Raw genomic sequence first — 16,751 nt, 5'->3', positions numbered from 1 at the left:
ACAACTAATCTGAATGATCTAATTATTAATTTATTTTCAGTGGAAAGAAGGAGGAATAAAAGCATACCAATTAGCCCAACAACTCCCTTTTTTAAGCATTATTTCATATTATATTTCATCTTCATTTTCATGAGCCAGGTAAGGCATGCCTGTTCGTAATAATCCTCTTGTTTGTACGCCTCCTAATCCTTTTTCGCCAGTTAATGTATTACGGAGTGCTTCCCAGACAGATACGCTTTCCATAAAAGAGGTATATGCTACCTTCGCAACAATATAAACCGGATCCAGCGCATGAATATTGACTCTGGATGGCGAACTGGCAAAATTTGCACCGGCACGAATTAATGATTCAAAATGTGATTGGCAAGCTCCGGCAAAAATAACAAGCTGATCCAGATTAGGATAATTACTTCTCGCTTCTCGTACAGCTTCTACAAAATATTTTGAATGGCGATAAGCACTTATATCATGCTTCATTCCTTTATTATGTGAATAAGCATCATGGCCAGTGATTACCATGATATCCGGCTGGATTTTCTCCAGTAAATCCTTTATTTGAAATGGCATCTCTGTTTCCGCCAGATGAACACCATGTACCTGAAGTCCAATGCGCTGATATAATTGGATACATTTTCTTAAATAAGACGGGTCTCCATCTATATGAAGCACTTTTGCAGGCAATTGAAAATAATTAGCAGCATCCGTATAGCCTTCTGTTGCTTCATAATTCCTTTTTTCTTTCATCATTTGATAGTCCTGACGAAATAAACGATAGGAAAATTCCTGTTTTTCTCTATCTGCGTCTAGTCTTTTTTTATGTTCCCGCTGATCTACCAAGGTTAAGTCGGATAGAGACGCATCCGCTTTTAACCTTAACTCTTCACCATGAAGTATAGCCACTCCTTTTTTTATTTCTGCCACACGAAATAATAAGTCGTGATTATATGATTTCCTTGTTACTAACGCTCCATTCTGTATATCCATCACTGCACCTCTCACCTTTTATCGCAGTTTAACCGGCAGTAAATTCTTGAAGTATGAAGTCATTAACTGCCAATATAAGCCCGATTGGTTCAACTGAATGAATTTCACTTTATTTCTTTCTCATTGTATGAAAAAAAGTGCAGCTCTGTTCCTTTCTCCCTTATATAACCTATATAAAAAGCTAATCAAAAGATGTCATCTTCTGATTAGCTTTTTTGAATCTCTTTATAAACAATATTAGCTAAATCTGCAAATTCCTCTATTGTCAATGTTTCACCGCGTCTGCCGCCATCAATTGACGCTTCTTCAAGGAGTGCTTCCACTTGATGCTTTTCTAATTTTTCTTGTAAAAATCTGTTCAGGTTATTCCGGAGTGTTTTTCTTCTCTGCGCAAAGCTTGCTTGAATAAGTTCAAAGAAGAAGTCTTCATTATCCACCTGAACAGGCGGTTCTTTGCGCATAACGAGCTTCAGAACACTTGAATCTACATTGGGCTGCGGCATGAATACCTGCTTCGGCACGTTCAAAACAACCTTGGCTTCGGTATAATATTGTACAGCAATACTGAGAGAGCCGTAGCTTTTTGTATTTGGTACAGCTGCCATTCTATCCGCTACTTCTTTTTGAATCATTACTGTAAGACTTGTAACCGGAAGCCTGTCACGAACAAGCTTCATAAGAATTGGCGTCGTGATGTAGTAAGGAAGGTTTGCAACCACATGAATATCCTGGCCTTCCTCGAAATGCTTTCTAATTACCTCATCTACATCTGCCTTTAAAATATCCTCAAGAATGACTTCAACATTATCGTAGTCCGCTAAAGTCTCTTCTAAAATAGGCAATAGACGCTGATCAATTTCAAAAGCAACTACCCGATCCGCATGAATAGCTAATTGCTCTGTTAAAGCACCCATTCCAGGGCCAATTTCAATTGCCCCTGTTTCCTTTGTAATTCCTGCTTGATGAATAATATTTTCTAATACATTGACATCAATTAAGAAATTTTGTCCTAAGCTTTTCTTAAATGCAAAACCATATTTGTTCAGCAGTTCTTTTGTTCTCGACGGTGTTGCAATATATTTTTTAGGCATCTTTCTCCTCCTGCTCTATACGCTCAACAGCTTCTTTAAATTGTTCCTTGGAGATTTGAAATTGGGTAAGGCGCTTTAAAAGCTGCTTTCCATTAGTATGACCAATATGCAAAAGCTCACCAAGACGTTTCCTGCGTCCAGAAGCCATTTCACCTCCGATTAATCCATAATGGATAAGTTCCTCTTTGGTAATATCACTATCCGAAAAATCTGCAAGCTCATAAACATCCTCGAGCGCCTTTTGGATATCCTCTACAGAAGCATGTTCAATCCCCAGGCTCTTATTTTCAGAATGCTTTGCTTTTGCCTGATCTCTTCTTAAAAAAGCATGCTTACAGCCAGGTACAGCCTGGTTGATTAAGTGTCTGATCCGCTCACCTGGATAATCAGGATCGGTAAAAACAATAACTCCGCGCTTTTCCTTGGCATGACGGATTTTATCAATGGTTGTTTTATTAACTGCTGAACCATTTGTCTCTATTGTATCAGCATCTACAGCAAGCTGAACGCGTGTCGTGTCATCTCGCCCTTCTACAACTATCATTTCTTTTATTTTCAATCGATTTCCTCCACTTTGTTCTAAGATCCTTAGAAATCACTTAATTTTAAAAAATCGTTTTGCATTTTCTGTTGTTATTTTTCCAATCTCATCCACACCCATTTCACGTAATGCAGCAATATCCTCTGCTACACGCGCGACATAAGCTGGTTCATTTCTCTTTCCGCGATATGGATGAGGTGCCAGAAATGGAGCATCCGTTTCAATAAGCAGGCGGTCTAAAGGCACCTGTTTCGCTACTTCCTTTGGTAATGGAGCATTTTTAAATGTTACCGGACCGCCTAATGAAATATAAAAATTCATATCCAGACAGGTCTGGACATAATCGACAGAATCATTGTAACAATGCATAATACCGCCGATTTCCTCTGCATTCTCCTCCTGCAGGATATTTATAATATCCTCCGTTGCCTCCCGATTATGAATAATAATAGGCATATTCACTTTTTTAGCAAGCGCTATTTGCTGACGGAAGACCTTCTTTTGCACATCTTTTGGGGATTTATCCCAATGATAATCCAGTCCCATTTCACCAATTGCCACCACTTTAGGATGTGCGCTCAGATTTTCAATCCATTTCAGCTCTTTATCCGTCATATCAATGGCATCAACAGGATGCCAGCCAACTGCTGCATAAATATTCTTATTCTGTTCTGCAATTTCAATAGCCAGCGGAATAGTCTCATGGTCAAAGCCGACAACAACCATATACTCTACACCTGCATCTCTTGCCCGCTGGATTGTCTCTTCTCTGTCTTCAGCAAACTGTCTGGCGTTTAAATGAACATGTGTGTCAAATAACATCTTAACCATCCTTTTTTTTTGATCTTATAATGCAATTCAAAAAGTGCGATGAAAAGGACCAAGAAGTTCAAGGCGGCGTTTTTTTTCGAACGGGTTTCCACAGGATGTGGTGACTTCTGTGTTGTCCACAGGATGTGGACGGTCTTAACAGAAGATCCTCTATATTATTAGATACGTGAGTAACGCTTTTGGTGGGGCGAGTAATCGCAGTCCCATCGAAAAAAACACGCCAACACAGAAATTCGAAATGTCATTTTTATTGGACTTTTTGATCTCCCCTATATCGAAAAGGAAGGAGCTGACATGATGACAGCTCCTATACTATATATTTTCTTGAAATCGTCCAATATTTTAAGAAATTGGTGATCCGTTTGGAACACTTTCCGGCGCTGGAACAATTTCTAATTTCCCGTCTTTTTCTGCGGAAAGAATCATTCCCTGGCTTATTTCACCACGCATTTTCCGCGGCTTCAGATTAGCTACAATAACAACCTTTTTACCAATCAGTTTTTCCGGTTCCGGATAGTACTCCGCAACTCCTGATAAAATTTGCCGATCAGCTTCATCTCCAGCATCGAGGCGGAATTTCAATAGCTTATCTGCACCTTCAACTTTACTGCAAGCTTTCACTTCTGCTACCTTCAACTCTACTTTATCAAATACATCATATTTAATTTGTTTTTCTTTTGTGGAAACAAGCTCTGTTTCATTTGGATCCCAATCTTTTTCTTCTTCCTCGTCAGATGCAGCCGCTCCACCCATTTGTGAACGGATATATTCTACTTCTTCTTCGACATCTAAACGTGGGAAAATTGGTTTTCCTTTTTTCACTACAGTAATGCCTTCCGGGAAATTGCCAAATTGAATCTTTTCCCAAGACAATCCGCTTTCTTCATCTAAACCAAGCTGCTCAATTATTTTCTTCGGTGCATGTGTCAAACAAGGCTGCAGCATAGTTGCAACTACACGTAATGTTTCTGCAAGGTGTGCCATGACACTTGCTAATTCTGTACGTTTTTCTTCATCTTTAGCAAGAATCCAAGGCTGTGTTTCATCAATGTATTTATTAGCCCTGGAAATCAGTGTCCATACTTTTTTCAATGCATCACTAAATTCCATTTGATCCATGGCTTCCTGGTAAGCTTGGATAACCGATGCTGCTGTTTCTTGTAAATCAGCATCTTCCTTATTAATGACACCATTTATAGCAGGGACCTTTCCGTCAAAATATTTGTTAATCATTGCTACAGTACGGTTCAATAAGTTTCCTAAATCATTTGCCAAATCATAATTCACTCTGGAAATAAAATCTTCAGGAGTGAAGACACCATCACTGCCGAAAGCAACTTCTCTCATTAAATAGTAGCGCAAAGCATCTAAACCGTAACGCTCCACGAGCATTTCCGGATATACAACATTTCCTTTGGACTTCGACATTTTTCCGTCCTTCATCAGTAACCAGCCATGTCCAAAAACTTTTTTAGGAAGCGGCAGGTCCAGGGCAATCAACATGATTGGCCAATAAATAGTATGGAAACGAACAATTTCCTTTCCAACCATGTGTACATCTGCAGGCCAATATTTTTTGAAAGCAGCATCATCCTCTGTACCATATCCTAAAGCTGTAATATAGTTAGCTAATGCATCAATCCATACATAAATAACATGCTTCGGATTACTTGGAACTTTAATTCCCCAGCTGAATGTTGTGCGGGATACTGCCAAGTCCTCAAGACCTGGTTTAATAAAGTTATTAATCATTTCATTTTTACGGGATTCCGGCTGGATAAAGTCAGGATGCTCCTCATAGTACTTCAATAGCTGATCTGAATATTTACTCATGCGGAAGAAATAAGATTCTTCTTTAATCAATTCAACTGGATGTCCGCTATCCGGTGATTTTCCTCCGATAACTTTTCCGTTTTCGTCTTTCTCAATATCTACAAGCTGTGTTTCTGTATAGAAGGTTTCATCAGGAACAGAATACCATCCTTCATATTCATCAAGATAAATATCACCTTGTTTTAGAAAACGCTCAAAAATATCCGCCACAACCTTCTGATGCTGTTCATCTGTTGTGCGAATAAATTTATCATTACTTATTTCAAGTGTCTTCCACAGATCCTGCATGCCAGCTGCCATCTCATCTACATATTCCTGAGGTGATATATTCTTTTCAGCCGCTTTCTGCTCAATTTTTTGCCCGTGTTCATCACTTCCTGTTAAATAGAACACATCAAACCCAAGCATGCGCTTGTATCTCGCCATCGTGTCACAAGCTATTGTTGTATACGCATTACCAATATGTAATTTCCCGCTTGGATAATAAATTGGCGTTGTAATGTAAAAAGTATTTTTGCTTCCCATTCGTTATGCCTCCTAAATTTTTCCTATTTAAAAAAATCTTATAGCGGAATACTGTGAAGATGATACATGCTTTGAAACAAGCATTGCCATCTCATCCGTAAAAGATTCAAAGTTATCTCTTATTGATTGGCTATTTTATATATTTTTTTATGATATCACACTGTAAATATAAAAATGTCAACTTCCATTGTAGCTATTATATCGTAATTTGCCAAATTGTGTACCTATTCACTTGTTCTTTATGGATAATTTAGATTTATGTCGAATTTTTTGCAGATATACTTTCCTTCCATACAAAGGAAATATATCCATTTCATTAGAAATTAATTCACAAAAAATGATACTTTCTTACTTAATAGCGATAGAAATTTAACAAAAACCTGAATATTTATAAAAAAGAGATAAAACTTTTCCTTTTACAGTAAAATTGTATTGACAATACCAAATATTGTTGCTATTCTAATGTTATTAACAACGACGAACAGCGACATTTTTTTCAAGTTATCTCATTATTTGAAAAATGCATAGTTCGTTTATTCGGAAAAACTCTACTAAATCTACTTCTGGGGGAATGAAAAAATGAAATCTACTGGTATTGTACGCAAAGTTGACGAGCTTGGCCGCGTGGTTATTCCTATCGAATTACGCCGTACACTGGATATTAAAGAAAAGGATACAATGGAAATCTACGTTGATAACGACCGTATTGTATTGAAGAAATACCGTCCAAACATGACTTGTCAAATTACTGGAGAGTTAACAGATGAAAACCAGACTTTAGCTGATGGAAACCTTATTCTAAGCCCTGAAGGCGCTAAAATTTTGCTTGAAGAAATTCAAAACCGTTTTAAATAATAATAGTTGTTTAAAAGGCGAAAAAGGGATGACCTCTGTACTAGAAGAGGCCATCCCTTTTTCGTATTCATTAATATTATAAAGCCTAATGGAAGCGGCTAATCAATATGGTAGCTCTGATAGACTTCTCTTTTTGGTAATTTACGTTCTACTGCCGCCTGCTTAATTGCTTCTTTGCTGGATAAATTATCATTTTTCATCAATGCTTCTACATGTTCTTTCACGGATAAGGCTTCCCACCAGCTCAATTCCTGTTGAATCTTGTCGAAAGATGTCTCCATTTGTCCTTCTATAACAATAACAAACTCTCCACGCAGTTCATTTTTCTTACTCCATGAAAAAAGTTCTTGTATGGTTCCTCTAACAAATTCTTCAAATTTCTTAGAGATTTCTCTACCTATAGACGCTTGCCTGTTACCTAAAGTACCCTCCATGGTTTCTAAAGTATCCTTTATACGATAAGGTGACTCATAAAAAATTAAAGTAGAATTCAAATTTTTCAATTTCTCTAATGCTTCTTTTTTATCTTTTTTCTTCCTGGGAAGAAAACCGTAAAAGGTAAAAGGTTGTGCGGGTAAACCAGACCCGACCAGTGCAACAAGTGCTGCATTTGCACCCGGTAAAACAATAACATCCAGGCCTTCCCTGATAGCTGCCTGAACCAGCTCTGAGCCAGGATCGGAAATTGCCGGCATTCCGGCATCACTCACAACAGCAATTGATTCACCATTACGTATCTTATCTAAAAGCTGTTTTTCTCTTTCCTGATGATTATGTTCATGATAGCTGATAAGAGGTGTATGAATCTCAAAATAATGAAGCAGCTTTTTCGTATTTCTGGTGTCCTCCGCAGCAATCAGCTTACATTCCTTTAAAATCCGGATAGCCCGAAAAGTCATATCCTCCAGGTTTCCGATAGGTGTCGGGACAACGTATAATGCTGCATGTTCCTCAGGCTGATAGCTGTTTTGAATATTCATTCATCACACACTCCTTTCTCATGAGTCTGAATCAGTTCTAATTTTTCTCGACGAGATAATTTTTTTATTCTATATTCCTCGCGCATAGCATCTGATTTATTTTCAAATCCATATGTATAAATAATTTCGAATGGGCCTCTGCCTCTTGTATATTTTGCTCCTTTTCCCTCTTCATGCATACGAATCCGGTGTTTTAAATCATTTGTATATCCAGTATATAATGTCCCATCCTGACATTTTAAAACATATACCAAGTGTTCTCCGCTAGCCATATATAACTTCCCCTGCCTGTTTTGTATAAGAACCGTCCTGTTCATAAATATAGAATGGCGGCAGAATTTTCACGTCTGCTTTTCCATCGCGTATCCCCTCAACTAAGAGCATATTCGCTTCCTTTCCCTGTTTTGGATAAACAAATTGTATACGCTTCGGCTCAATACGATATTTTCTAAATTGTTCTATGATATCAACTAAACGTCCAGGGCGATGCACCATAGCTACTTTTCCGCCGGGTCTGACATAAAGTTTACAGGCTTTCACAACATCCTCCAATGAACAGTAAAGTTCATGTCTGGCAATAGTAAGGTATTCATTTTGATTATGCTCCGTAGACGACGGTGTTTTAAAATATGGCGGATTAACTGTAACCATATCAAATGAGCTTTGATCAAGAGTTGTCTGCATTTCCTTCAGGTCTCCATGAATCATTCGTAATTGATGATTTAAATCATTTAAAGTGACATTTCGTTGAGCCATATGAAAAATTCGTTTTTGAATCTCAACACCGATAATTTCAGCACTTGTCCTTTTAGAAAGAAGTAAAGGAATAACGCCATTTCCCGTACATAAATCAAGAATCTTTCCTCTTTTTTTAGGGATTGCACTAAAATGAGCTAATAAGACCGCATCCAATGAAAAAGCAAAAGCAGTCGGACTTTGTATAATTTTCATCGTTTCATCTGCAAGCAAATAATCCAGGCGCTCATCATCATATAGATCGATCATTGGTTCATCACATCCTCATCTTCTCATTAAAGCTTATCATAAAAAGAGCTGCCTCCATAGGAAGACAGCACCCAATACGATACACTTTTTTCGTTTTCCACAGCATGAGTGAACGTAATTCCCCCTATTTGATATAGAAGTAATAATAAACATCCATGGGGAAAACGGTCACTTCATCTCCTGATTAACTTGGACCAACACGATGTTGGTCACACAAGCGTTTTCGCAAATATCCTCGATGGGGCGAGTAATCGCAGTCCCAGTCCCAGTCCCAGGATGCGAAGACATTAGCTTGTGTTCTTTAATCATTGGGAAAAGAACAAAAACTCCCAATGATTAAAGCTTCGTTTTATCAAAGAAATCCAAACAGAAAATACAATCTTCATTTCTTCTCGGACTGCCAAATTCTAAACTGCAAATATGGAAGCCTTCTTCATACAGCCGGGCTAAATTATCATAGCCTTCTCCTGGGAAGATGCCCTTTTGTTGTTTAGAATCACCTTTTTCTTCCTGGTTTTCCACAGATTCTTCCGTAAATTTATCTAGGTGATTACGCAAATGGTGATTTTCATGAGCTAACCGATGATTTTCTTCAAGTAAATCACTTAGCTTTCCTTTTAAATCACCTAACTGCTCATATAATTCACCAATTTGCTTCTCCATATCGGAAACTTGATCAAATATTTCTCTGTTTCCCACGAATGATCACCTCTATTCTGTGACTTGTGCTACAATTCCTTCTTCAATTAATTCATCTAATGTATACTCCACAACACGTTCTTTATCTAAGAGTTCAATTTGAATCATTTTTTCTAATATATTTAAACCGACAACCTTACCCTTTCCATGAGGTGTCGGCAGCGTTTCTCCAATGTCAGGTAAATCTCTTTTTGCTGTTTCATACGCATCATTTTCATATTTTAAGCAGCACATTAACCTTCCGCACAAACCGGATATTTTTGCCGGATTTAAAGAAAGATTTTGATCCTTTGCCATTTTGATAGACACCGGCTCAAAGTCTCCTAAGAAAGTGGAGCAGCAAAGCATACGCCCACACGGGCCAATTCCGCCCAGCATTTTTGCTTCATCCCTGACTCCAATTTGTCTAAGTTCAATACGTGTTTTGAACATAGATGCAAGATCCTTTACAAGATTCCGGAAGTCTACTCTTCCGTCAGCTGTAAAATAGAAAATAATTTTATTGCGGTCAAAAGTATATTCTACATCTACCAGATTCATATCCAGTTTATGTTGATTAATTTTTGTGGTACACACGTCAAAGGCTTTTTTTGCCTGTTCCTGATTCTCCACAACGGTTCGCTTATCCTTTTCTCCAGCGACCCGTATTACTTTCTTTAAAGGTAAAACTACATCTTCTTCATCAACCTGTTTTTCCGTAATGACTACTTTTCCAAATTCTATCCCTCTTACCGTCTCCACAATAACATAGCTATCTGGGGTTACCGGGTAAGAATCTGGATCGAAGTAGTAGATTTTACCAGCTTTCTTAAATCGTACGCCAATAACTTCTAACATTTTTTCACCTCTGTATTTGAAGCGCTAGTTGTTCAATAACCAATGTTGGCTGAACATTTGCCTTTAATTTTCTTTTTGCCATTAAAATCTGATTTAAGATTGTTAACAGCTGGGCTTGAGAAAAAGTAATGATCATCTTTTCTAATTTAGATGGATCATTGGATAACAGTATCGTATTGGCGTCTGTGTATATATGCTGATGTAAGATATCTTTAAATCCTAGTATTAATAAGTCCAGACCTCGTTCTTGATTGTCTCTATCTTTAAAATGAGGTATCCAATTTTGATGAATATATGTGTAAACATCCTCAGGTTGTGTAGTATACATTTCTACCCATTGTATCACTATTTTTCTCGCACCTGCAAACCAATCATCTTGGGCAAGTTCAAGTGCTTCTGTCAGACTGTTTGTCAGTACACTTAAAAGTTTAGCATCTGCCTCGCCTAAGCCCTCTTTCTGCAATCTCTCCTGTAATATACCTGGTGAAAGAGGCTGCAGATCAATAATCTGACAGCGTGACCGGATAGTAGACAGCATCGCATGACCATTCTCTGTGAGCATCATCGCAGTTGTCTCTACACTCGGTTCCTCTAAGAATTTTAATAATCTGTTAGCCGCATTGACTGTTAATGTATCCGCATCCTTAATAATATAAACTTTCTGGTTTGATTCCAGTCCTGAATACGTAAATTCCTTCTGCAAATTACGTACCTGCTCTATTTTAATAGAGGCCCCATCTGGTTCAATCCAATGCATATCCGGATGATTACCAGAGTCAATTCGCTGGCAATTGATACAGCTGTTACATGGATTTACTCCCTGCCGATTCATGCAAAATAAATATTTTGCCAGAAGTAATGCCATTTCCTTTTTGCCGGTTCCTCTATCTCCTTGAAATAAATAGGCATGGGAGATACGATTTTTCTTGATACTATTAATAATAGTCCTACTTGCTACAGGCTGTATTTTTTCAATCTCTTCCCATGTCTTCATCATTTTACTTCCACCTTTAAAGATGAGCTTATTAACGCCTATTCTATCAACTCTATGAAAGGCTAAGCTCTTCCTCAAAAGAGCTTAGCTCATGTATAAATATTAACTAACAAACCTTTAATTTCTCCAATTAAACCAAGAATATCAATGGTTTTCTTTTCTTCATCCATTAAATCCTCCGCCAATTTGGCAATTTTTTCATCAATTATCTTCACTGTAGATAATTGTCTGCTTCCCTGCATGCCGAAGCTTTGTTTTTTCTCCAGAAGATAGCCTTCTGATGTCGCTTTTTCCAGAAATCCCTTTACCATTCGCTTGAATTTGACTAACTCACGGAAGGAACGATACCGGCTCAGCTTATCACCCTGCTCGGTTATCTGCTTCACCATTTGAGTGAATTCCTGTGTCTTCAGCTGTTCCGATTGGGTTTGAACAAGATTTTGAAAAGAAGCATTATTTGTTTGTGAAGGCCGCTTCAGATTGCCGTCTCTTGGTGTTAATATATCACTCGAGATTTTCATTGTTCTCCCCCTCCCGTTTTATTAAAATGGTTTTTTTAGAATTGGTAAAAGGATTCGATAGGCAGGATAAACACAGTAGCTCCTCCAACCTCCACCTTAACTGGTTTTGGAATATAAGAATCTGCATTTCCTCCCATTGGAGAAATTGGCGCAACCATCTGTTCACGATGTGAGCAGTTATCGCGAATGATTTCAAGGGCATCATTCACATATTCGTCTTCACAACCAATCATTAGTGTCGTATTACCTTCTTTTAAAAATCCGCCTGTTGTAGCTAATTTTGTTGTTTGAAATTTATTTTCACCTAATGCGTTTACCAGGCGGTTGGAATCCTTATCTTGAATCACAGTTATAATTAATTTCATGATTGATCAGCCCCTTTTGACTTATTTATTTAAAAAAGTAATAATTCTTTCCAGCACATCTTCATAGACGGCCTCACGTGAGCGGTCAGCATTCACAGTTTGAAAACGATCCGGGAAACGAGATTTAATTAACTGATAGCCTTCATAGACTTTCTCATGAAATTCAATCGTTTCTAAATCCAGACGATTTTTCTCTCTTTCAGCATTTGCCGAAATGCGCTCCAGTCCTTTTTTAGGATCAATATCAAAAAAGAGCGTTATATCCGGCATACAATCCTGAATCACAAATTGATTAATAGCAAATACTTCATCTACGCCGATGCCTCTTGCATATCCCTGGTAAACCAGACTGCTGTCCACAAAACGATCACATAATACTATTTTCCCCTTTTCTAACGCAGGGAAAACCTTTTCTACGAGATGCTGTCTTCTTGCTGCTGCGTATAATAATGCTTCTGTTCTTTCCTCCATCTCAAGATGAAGAGGGTCATGAATAATATCTCTAATCTTTTCAGAGATACGAATACCGCCTGGCTCTCTTGTCTTGATAACCTCAAATCCTCTTCCTGTCAGCTCTTCATAAACTTGGTTTAGAATTGTGGTCTTACCGGCTCCCTCGCCGCCTTCAAATGTTATAAACAAACCATTTGTCATCATCGTTCCCCTTTATTCCTATATATGCGTACACCAGAGTCCCTATGCTGAATCCTCACACCTTGTTCTACTAATTTTTCTAAATGTGCTATATGCGCCTGTTTAATCCTTTCTCCTTTTAAAAGGACAGGAATACCAGGCGGATAAGGTATAATCGCTTCAGCAGCTATTGCTCCAATACTTTCCTTCACCGGGACCAGATACGTTGTATAATTGTTCATTTCCTGGTAAGACAAATCTAATTCCTGAATCTTATCAGGGAAAAGATTTATCTTCTCTATTGTAGCACGATTTACTGATTTTTTTAACGGATGCTCTATTGTTTTCAACCTTTTTTCTAACATTTCAATTTGCTCAAATGGTGCAAGTCCATGGATAAATAAAATTTGCTCCTCTGTAGCAAGCTCTGGGAAAATCCCTGCTTTTTCGAGCAAGTTCACAACAGACCTTGTCGAAAAAGAATGTTTCACGTGGAACGTCAGCTTTAATGGATCACCGGAGGGAACAGCCTCCCAAAAAGGAAAGGCTGAAAATAAAGTCTTCACATATTCGACACTTTTTATCACTTTTATTCGTTCTCCTGCTGAAAAATTTGCTAAAAAATGTCTAGCCATATCTAAAGAAGCCATTAATATATACGAAGGACTGCTCGACTGGATAGCTTGTAAATAATGAGCAATCCGGGTGGTGTCAATACGCGGTGTCACAATATGTAAATAAGAAGCCATTGTCATTGCCGGAGCCATTTTGTGAGCAGAATGAACAACCGCATCCGCCCCTAATTGAATTGCTGAAGCTGGGAAGGGATCTCCTAATGCAAAATGAACCCCATGTGCTTCATCGACTAGCACAGGGATATTATATTGATGTGCTTTATCAATCATTTTTTTTAGATTATAGGTCTGTCCAAAATAATCCGGATAGGTAAGTACTAACGCCTGCACATCTGGATGCTGCTCTATTGCTGCTTCCACGGTTTCATAGCTTGGGCTTGTATACCTTTTAACATTATCGTCCCAATTCGGCGCAAGAAAAACAGGCTTCGCTCCAGCTAACTCCAACCCATTCATTACAGATTTATGGCAGTTACGTTGTACAAGGATCTTCTCCCCCTGCTTACACGTTGCAAGAATCATTGCCAGATTTCCAGCTGTCGACCCGCCAACAAGAAAGAAGGTGTGCTCTGTCTTAAAAAAATCCGCTGCTAGTCTTTCTGCCTCTGCAATGATACCTGTGGGCGCATGTAAATCATCCATCCCAGTGATTTCTGTCACATCCCAGCGGAGCATCTGCTGGAAATCTGCTTTATATGCAGGTGAAAAAATTTGTCCATGTTTATGACCTGGAACGTGGAAAGAGATTGGGTTGCTGTCTGCAAATATTTGTAAATGCTCTGCTAATGGTATGCGCTGTTGATCCATTTTCCTGCCTCATTTCTGTTTGTATATAAATAAACAAACCAATTCTTAGGAATTGATTTGTTTACCTTTCTCTATTATAACAACCAGGTGCAGAATAGGAAAAAGAAGTACAGATGGTATTATATTTTTGCCTGGTACATACTACCTCATTGAGCTAATTAGAATGTTCAGCTGTATACTACCTATTTATTTTCATAGCTAAAATTAAGGCAATAAAGTTAAATAGTATAGAACAGTATAAAATAGTAAAGAAAGCATCCAATTAAACTCTATTCTACTAGAACAGCCATACTGACATATCCTAAAAAAGCAGAAATCTCCCCTTTTTTCTTATTCATCTTCATTAAGCTTACTACAACTATCAAACCGATTAATAACCATATCGCGCCTAAAATCTTATCCCAAGTCATTATTGTCCACCTTCTCTCAAATGGAAGATGTTCTCTTTAATATTTTACGCTAACAAAAAAGCCTTTGCATGCAAAGACTTGTTAAAAAGGGGATTATATTAAGAGTGTAATTTTGGTTGTTTAATATTTTTTAACTTTGAGAGATAGTATTGATACTTTTCTTCCCTTGGCTCTGTATGGATCATATTATGCTCACAATCTGAACATAGAAACATGGAATACAAATGAATACCGTTTTCCTTTGGTTCCTCGCAAATTCCACAATACTCATATTCTTGAACTTTTTGCTGTTTCATTTCTCCACCTCCGTTAAAACTAGTATCTCCTAATCTAACGGATGCTATACATAAAAAAATATATTATATATCAGCTTTACTAGTGAATGAAATACAAGAATGGCTAAACAGCATTTCAAAGAATAAATAGATGAATAGCCGCAAGGGAACCGACACCAAATACACCAAGAAATCCAGATACCAGAACAGTAAATAGATTAATGGGAATATGCAGGCCGATAGCTCCTCCGAACACATTTAAGAAAAACAGCAGCAATGCGCCTATACCTAACCTGATTGTTGCTTTCCCAATATATTTCATAGGCTTCACCGGTGCTCCTACGATAAATAAAAGAATAATTAATCCGATAATGATCCCAATAAATAGTGTTGAACTCATCCCTCTCCCCACTTTCCTTCCATCGCTTTAACATATTTCTATGATTGTCCAACAGCGATTAGAACAGATTTTCAGAGTGGCTGAATCCGTTTGAGAATTTCTAAGATTCATTGGAGATTTTCTTCTGGATTCAGCAAGAGCGGACAATAAAAAGAACCAGGCAGTTTAAAACATACATGATTCTTTCGTAAAAATTATATATTATTTTTAAAACCGATTAGCTTTTACATTGCGAATCCGGGCTTCTCTTAATAGCATCAGATATTTAGATTTCGCTAATAGTTTCTCCTGCATACCATTTCGCGAGGGGTCGATACTTTTTCGTACAAAATCCTGAAGCTGTCTCCATTCCCCTTCAACCTGATATAAAGCATTCAGAAGCTCCTGATCCATATCTTTTTTCTTTAATCTCTTTGCCATACTCTCCACCAAACCCTATTATAAAATGAAATTTCATACTATGAAGCTTTTATTTTTCACTCTCCATAGATGATTAGAAAAAAAGTTAGACGTCTCTTCTTCCTTCTAATGCTTTTGACAATGTCACTTCATCAGCATATTCTAAATCTCCGCCGACAGGCAATCCATGTGCAATACGCGTTGTACGGATTCCAGAAGGTTTTATCAGACGGGAAATATACATTGCTGTTGCTTCTCCCTCAATATTCGGGTTTGTTGCCAGGATAAGCTCTTCTACCTCTTCATCCTTCAGGCGGTTAAGCAAATCCGGTACGTTGATATCCTCCGGTCCAATTCCGTCCATCGGAGAAATAGCTCCATGAAGCACATGATATCTGCCGCGGAATTCTTTCATTTTTTCCATTGCTATAACATCTTTCGGATCCTGGACAACACAAATAATAGACCCATCCCGGCTAGTATCCTGACAAATAGCGCAGGGGTCCTGATCCGTAATATGTCCACAAACCGAACAATGGGTAAGATCACGTTTTGCATGAACTAAGGCATTGGCAAAATTCATTACATCATCATCTTTCATATTTAAAACAAAAAAGGCCAAACGTGCTGCCGTCTTTGGACCAATTCCTGGTAATTTGGAGAAGCTGTCCATCAACTTAGTTATCGGCTCTGGATAATACATATTTTCTTACCTCCCTATAAAAACATCACTTTAAGGGAAAAGTAAGGCGCCTTGGCAAAGAAGCCAGACGCCTTACTTTTCAAATTAGAAAGGAATTAGAACATTCCTGGCATATTCAATCCTTTTGTAAATTGTCCCATTGTTGCATTTGTTTTTTCATCAATTTGATTTAAGACATCATTTGTTGCTGCTACAATAAGATCCTGCAGCATTTCGATATCATCTGGATCAACAACCTCTTCTTTAATCTCTACATCAACAATTTCTTTCTTTCCATTTGCACGGACAGTTACCATACCGCCGCCTGCAGTTGCTTCAAAGGACATTTCATGCAATTCGTCCTGTGCCTGCATCATTTTCTTCTGCATTTTCTGCATTTGCTTCATCATGTTATTCATATTTCCCTTCATGGAAAATACCTCCTTTAA

Annotated in this window: 21 protein-coding genes and 1 pseudogene; 1 reads left to right on the top strand and 21 read right to left on the bottom strand. The window is 37.9% G+C overall.

Translation table 11 applies throughout. From position 1 onward, the window contains the following. Positions 1–108: 108 nt before the first annotated feature. The 5 genes from yabG to metG all read right to left on the bottom strand — a co-directional run bounded on the left by yabG (position 109) and on the right by metG (position 5,805). Positions 109–984: a sporulation peptidase YabG gene (gene yabG / locus MKY30_RS06395; protein ID WP_341083156.1), complete on the bottom strand. Its 876-nt coding sequence runs from the start codon at positions 982–984 to the stop codon at positions 109–111. A gap of 206 nt (positions 985–1,190) precedes the next feature. Continuing rightward, a complete protein-coding gene (gene rsmA, locus MKY30_RS06390; RefSeq protein WP_341083154.1) occupies positions 1,191–2,075 on the bottom strand; it encodes a 16S rRNA (adenine(1518)-N(6)/adenine(1519)-N(6))-dimethyltransferase RsmA in 885 nt (294 codons plus the stop codon). Beyond that, entirely contained in the window at positions 2,068–2,634 is a 567-nt protein-coding gene (rnmV, locus tag MKY30_RS06385; protein ID WP_341083153.1) for a ribonuclease M5, read from the bottom strand. The genes rsmA and rnmV overlap by 8 nt, the downstream gene beginning before the upstream one ends. A 36-nt stretch (positions 2,635–2,670) precedes the next feature. Next, complete coding sequence (locus tag MKY30_RS06380; RefSeq protein WP_147212244.1) at positions 2,671–3,438, bottom strand: TatD family hydrolase; 768 nt, start codon at positions 3,436–3,438, stop codon at positions 2,671–2,673. A 351-nt stretch (positions 3,439–3,789) separates the two neighbouring features. Further along, positions 3,790–5,805 (bottom strand): methionine--tRNA ligase, encoded by a 2,016-nt coding sequence (metG, locus tag MKY30_RS06375; RefSeq protein WP_147212245.1) that lies wholly within the window; start codon positions 5,803–5,805, stop codon positions 3,790–3,792. Positions 5,806–6,384: 579 nt separating this feature from the next. On the opposite strand from metG, the gene MKY30_RS06370 reads away from it, so the two are divergent. Further along, the gene (locus tag MKY30_RS06370) at positions 6,385–6,660 is read left to right on the top strand and encodes an AbrB/MazE/SpoVT family DNA-binding domain-containing protein (protein ID WP_077602833.1); all 276 of its coding nucleotides are present in this window, start codon (positions 6,385–6,387) and stop codon (positions 6,658–6,660) included. Between the two features lie 98 nt (positions 6,661–6,758). Here the strand turns inward: MKY30_RS06370 and rsmI are convergent, their stop codons facing one another. From rsmI to MKY30_RS06290, 16 genes and pseudogenes are all read right to left on the bottom strand, one after another. Beyond that, complete coding sequence (gene rsmI, locus MKY30_RS06365) at positions 6,759–7,640, bottom strand: 16S rRNA (cytidine(1402)-2'-O)-methyltransferase (protein ID WP_341083148.1); 882 nt, start codon at positions 7,638–7,640, stop codon at positions 6,759–6,761. Beyond that, the gene (locus MKY30_RS06360) at positions 7,637–7,912 is read right to left on the bottom strand and encodes a GIY-YIG nuclease family protein (RefSeq protein ID WP_147212247.1); all 276 of its coding nucleotides are present in this window, start codon (positions 7,910–7,912) and stop codon (positions 7,637–7,639) included. The genes rsmI and MKY30_RS06360 overlap by 4 nt, the downstream gene beginning before the upstream one ends. Then, on the bottom strand, positions 7,905–8,645 hold the full coding sequence (locus MKY30_RS06355; RefSeq protein ID WP_341083147.1) for a tRNA1(Val) (adenine(37)-N6)-methyltransferase: 741 nt from the start codon (positions 8,643–8,645) through the stop codon (positions 7,905–7,907). The genes MKY30_RS06360 and MKY30_RS06355 overlap by 8 nt, the downstream gene beginning before the upstream one ends. Before the next feature lie 336 nt (positions 8,646–8,981). After that, positions 8,982–9,344: a DNA replication initiation control protein YabA gene (gene yabA / locus MKY30_RS06350; protein ID WP_147212249.1), complete on the bottom strand. Its 363-nt coding sequence runs from the start codon at positions 9,342–9,344 to the stop codon at positions 8,982–8,984. Positions 9,345–9,356: 12 nt separating this feature from the next. Then, entirely contained in the window at positions 9,357–10,181 is an 825-nt protein-coding gene (locus MKY30_RS06345) for a PSP1 domain-containing protein (protein WP_147212250.1), read from the bottom strand. 4 nt (positions 10,182–10,185) lie between these two features. Continuing rightward, positions 10,186–11,175 carry a DNA polymerase III subunit delta' gene (gene holB / locus MKY30_RS06340; protein WP_156988835.1) on the bottom strand — a complete coding sequence of 330 codons (990 nt, stop codon included), beginning with the start codon at positions 11,173–11,175 and terminating at the stop codon, positions 10,186–10,188. An 89-nt stretch (positions 11,176–11,264) separates the two neighbouring features. Then, entirely contained in the window at positions 11,265–11,696 is a 432-nt protein-coding gene (locus MKY30_RS06335) for a YaaR family protein (protein WP_147212251.1), read from the bottom strand. A gap of 35 nt (positions 11,697–11,731) precedes the next feature. Beyond that, positions 11,732–12,061 (bottom strand): cyclic-di-AMP receptor, encoded by a 330-nt coding sequence (locus MKY30_RS06330; RefSeq protein ID WP_040977662.1) that lies wholly within the window; start codon positions 12,059–12,061, stop codon positions 11,732–11,734. Next, positions 12,030–12,715, bottom strand: a pseudogene (tmk, locus tag MKY30_RS06325) (dTMP kinase). Before tmk ends, MKY30_RS06330 begins: the two are co-directional and overlap by 32 nt. After that, positions 12,715–14,136 carry an aminotransferase class I/II-fold pyridoxal phosphate-dependent enzyme gene (locus MKY30_RS06320; protein ID WP_341083138.1) on the bottom strand — a complete coding sequence of 474 codons (1,422 nt, stop codon included), beginning with the start codon at positions 14,134–14,136 and terminating at the stop codon, positions 12,715–12,717. Before MKY30_RS06320 ends, tmk begins: the two are co-directional and overlap by 1 nt. A 269-nt stretch (positions 14,137–14,405) precedes the next feature. Next, positions 14,406–14,546, bottom strand: coding sequence for a hypothetical protein (locus MKY30_RS06315; RefSeq protein ID WP_186813717.1), 141 nt, complete (start codon positions 14,544–14,546; stop codon positions 14,406–14,408). Positions 14,547–14,644: 98 nt separating this feature from the next. After that, complete coding sequence (locus tag MKY30_RS06310; protein ID WP_077602824.1) at positions 14,645–14,842, bottom strand: sigma factor G inhibitor Gin; 198 nt, start codon at positions 14,840–14,842, stop codon at positions 14,645–14,647. Between the two features lie 115 nt (positions 14,843–14,957). Beyond that, the gene (locus MKY30_RS06305; protein ID WP_147212253.1) at positions 14,958–15,221 is read right to left on the bottom strand and encodes a pro-sigmaK processing inhibitor BofA family protein; all 264 of its coding nucleotides are present in this window, start codon (positions 15,219–15,221) and stop codon (positions 14,958–14,960) included. A gap of 207 nt (positions 15,222–15,428) precedes the next feature. Continuing rightward, positions 15,429–15,641 (bottom strand): YaaL family protein, encoded by a 213-nt coding sequence (locus MKY30_RS06300; RefSeq protein ID WP_147212254.1) that lies wholly within the window; start codon positions 15,639–15,641, stop codon positions 15,429–15,431. An 85-nt stretch (positions 15,642–15,726) separates the two neighbouring features. Beyond that, complete coding sequence (recR, locus tag MKY30_RS06295) at positions 15,727–16,323, bottom strand: recombination mediator RecR (RefSeq protein ID WP_147212255.1); 597 nt, start codon at positions 16,321–16,323, stop codon at positions 15,727–15,729. 95 nt (positions 16,324–16,418) lie between these two features. Then, complete coding sequence (locus tag MKY30_RS06290; protein WP_147212256.1) at positions 16,419–16,733, bottom strand: YbaB/EbfC family nucleoid-associated protein; 315 nt, start codon at positions 16,731–16,733, stop codon at positions 16,419–16,421. Positions 16,734–16,751: the final 18 nt, after the last annotated feature.

Origin of the sequence: Oceanobacillus sp. FSL W8-0428, from assembly GCF_038004405.1 — a bacterium.
In the GTDB taxonomy this organism is placed as follows: domain Bacteria; phylum Bacillota; class Bacilli; order Bacillales; family Amphibacillaceae; genus Oceanobacillus; species Oceanobacillus sojae.
The sequence above is the reverse complement of the archived record's forward strand: the minus strand, read 5'-3'. Positions and strand labels throughout refer to the sequence as shown.

Excerpts from the sequence above, each read along its gene's own strand:
- yabG (WP_341083156.1), bottom strand. The coding sequence starts at position 984 with ATGGATATACAGAATGGAGCGTTAGTAACAAGGAAATCATATAATCAC.
- rsmA (WP_341083154.1), bottom strand. The coding sequence starts at position 2,075 with ATGCCTAAAAAATATATTGCAACACCGTCGAGAACAAAAGAACTGCTG.
- MKY30_RS06380 (WP_147212244.1), bottom strand. The coding sequence starts at position 3,438 with ATGTTATTTGACACACATGTTCATTTAAACGCCAGACAGTTTGCTGAA.
- metG (WP_147212245.1), bottom strand. The coding sequence starts at position 5,805 with ATGGGAAGCAAAAATACTTTTTACATTACAACGCCAATTTATTATCCA.
- MKY30_RS06370 (WP_077602833.1), top strand. The coding sequence starts at position 6,385 with ATGAAATCTACTGGTATTGTACGCAAAGTTGACGAGCTTGGCCGCGTG.
- rsmI (WP_341083148.1), bottom strand. The coding sequence starts at position 7,640 with ATGAATATTCAAAACAGCTATCAGCCTGAGGAACATGCAGCATTATAC.
- MKY30_RS06360 (WP_147212247.1), bottom strand. The coding sequence starts at position 7,912 with ATGGCTAGCGGAGAACACTTGGTATATGTTTTAAAATGTCAGGATGGG.
- MKY30_RS06355 (WP_341083147.1), bottom strand. The coding sequence starts at position 8,645 with ATGATCGATCTATATGATGATGAGCGCCTGGATTATTTGCTTGCAGAT.
- MKY30_RS06345 (WP_147212250.1), bottom strand. The coding sequence starts at position 10,181 with ATGTTAGAAGTTATTGGCGTACGATTTAAGAAAGCTGGTAAAATCTAC.
- holB (WP_156988835.1), bottom strand. The coding sequence starts at position 11,175 with ATGAAGACATGGGAAGAGATTGAAAAAATACAGCCTGTAGCAAGTAGG.
- MKY30_RS06335 (WP_147212251.1), bottom strand. The coding sequence starts at position 11,696 with ATGAAAATCTCGAGTGATATATTAACACCAAGAGACGGCAATCTGAAG.
- MKY30_RS06330 (WP_040977662.1), bottom strand. The coding sequence starts at position 12,061 with ATGAAATTAATTATAACTGTGATTCAAGATAAGGATTCCAACCGCCTG.
- MKY30_RS06320 (WP_341083138.1), bottom strand. The coding sequence starts at position 14,136 with ATGGATCAACAGCGCATACCATTAGCAGAGCATTTACAAATATTTGCA.
- MKY30_RS06315 (WP_186813717.1), bottom strand. The coding sequence starts at position 14,546 with ATGACTTGGGATAAGATTTTAGGCGCGATATGGTTATTAATCGGTTTG.
- MKY30_RS06310 (WP_077602824.1), bottom strand. The coding sequence starts at position 14,842 with ATGAAACAGCAAAAAGTTCAAGAATATGAGTATTGTGGAATTTGCGAG.
- MKY30_RS06305 (WP_147212253.1), bottom strand. The coding sequence starts at position 15,221 with ATGAGTTCAACACTATTTATTGGGATCATTATCGGATTAATTATTCTT.
- MKY30_RS06300 (WP_147212254.1), bottom strand. The coding sequence starts at position 15,641 with ATGGCAAAGAGATTAAAGAAAAAAGATATGGATCAGGAGCTTCTGAAT.
- recR (WP_147212255.1), bottom strand. The coding sequence starts at position 16,323 with ATGTATTATCCAGAGCCGATAACTAAGTTGATGGACAGCTTCTCCAAA.
- MKY30_RS06290 (WP_147212256.1), bottom strand. The coding sequence starts at position 16,733 with ATGAAGGGAAATATGAATAACATGATGAAGCAAATGCAGAAAATGCAG.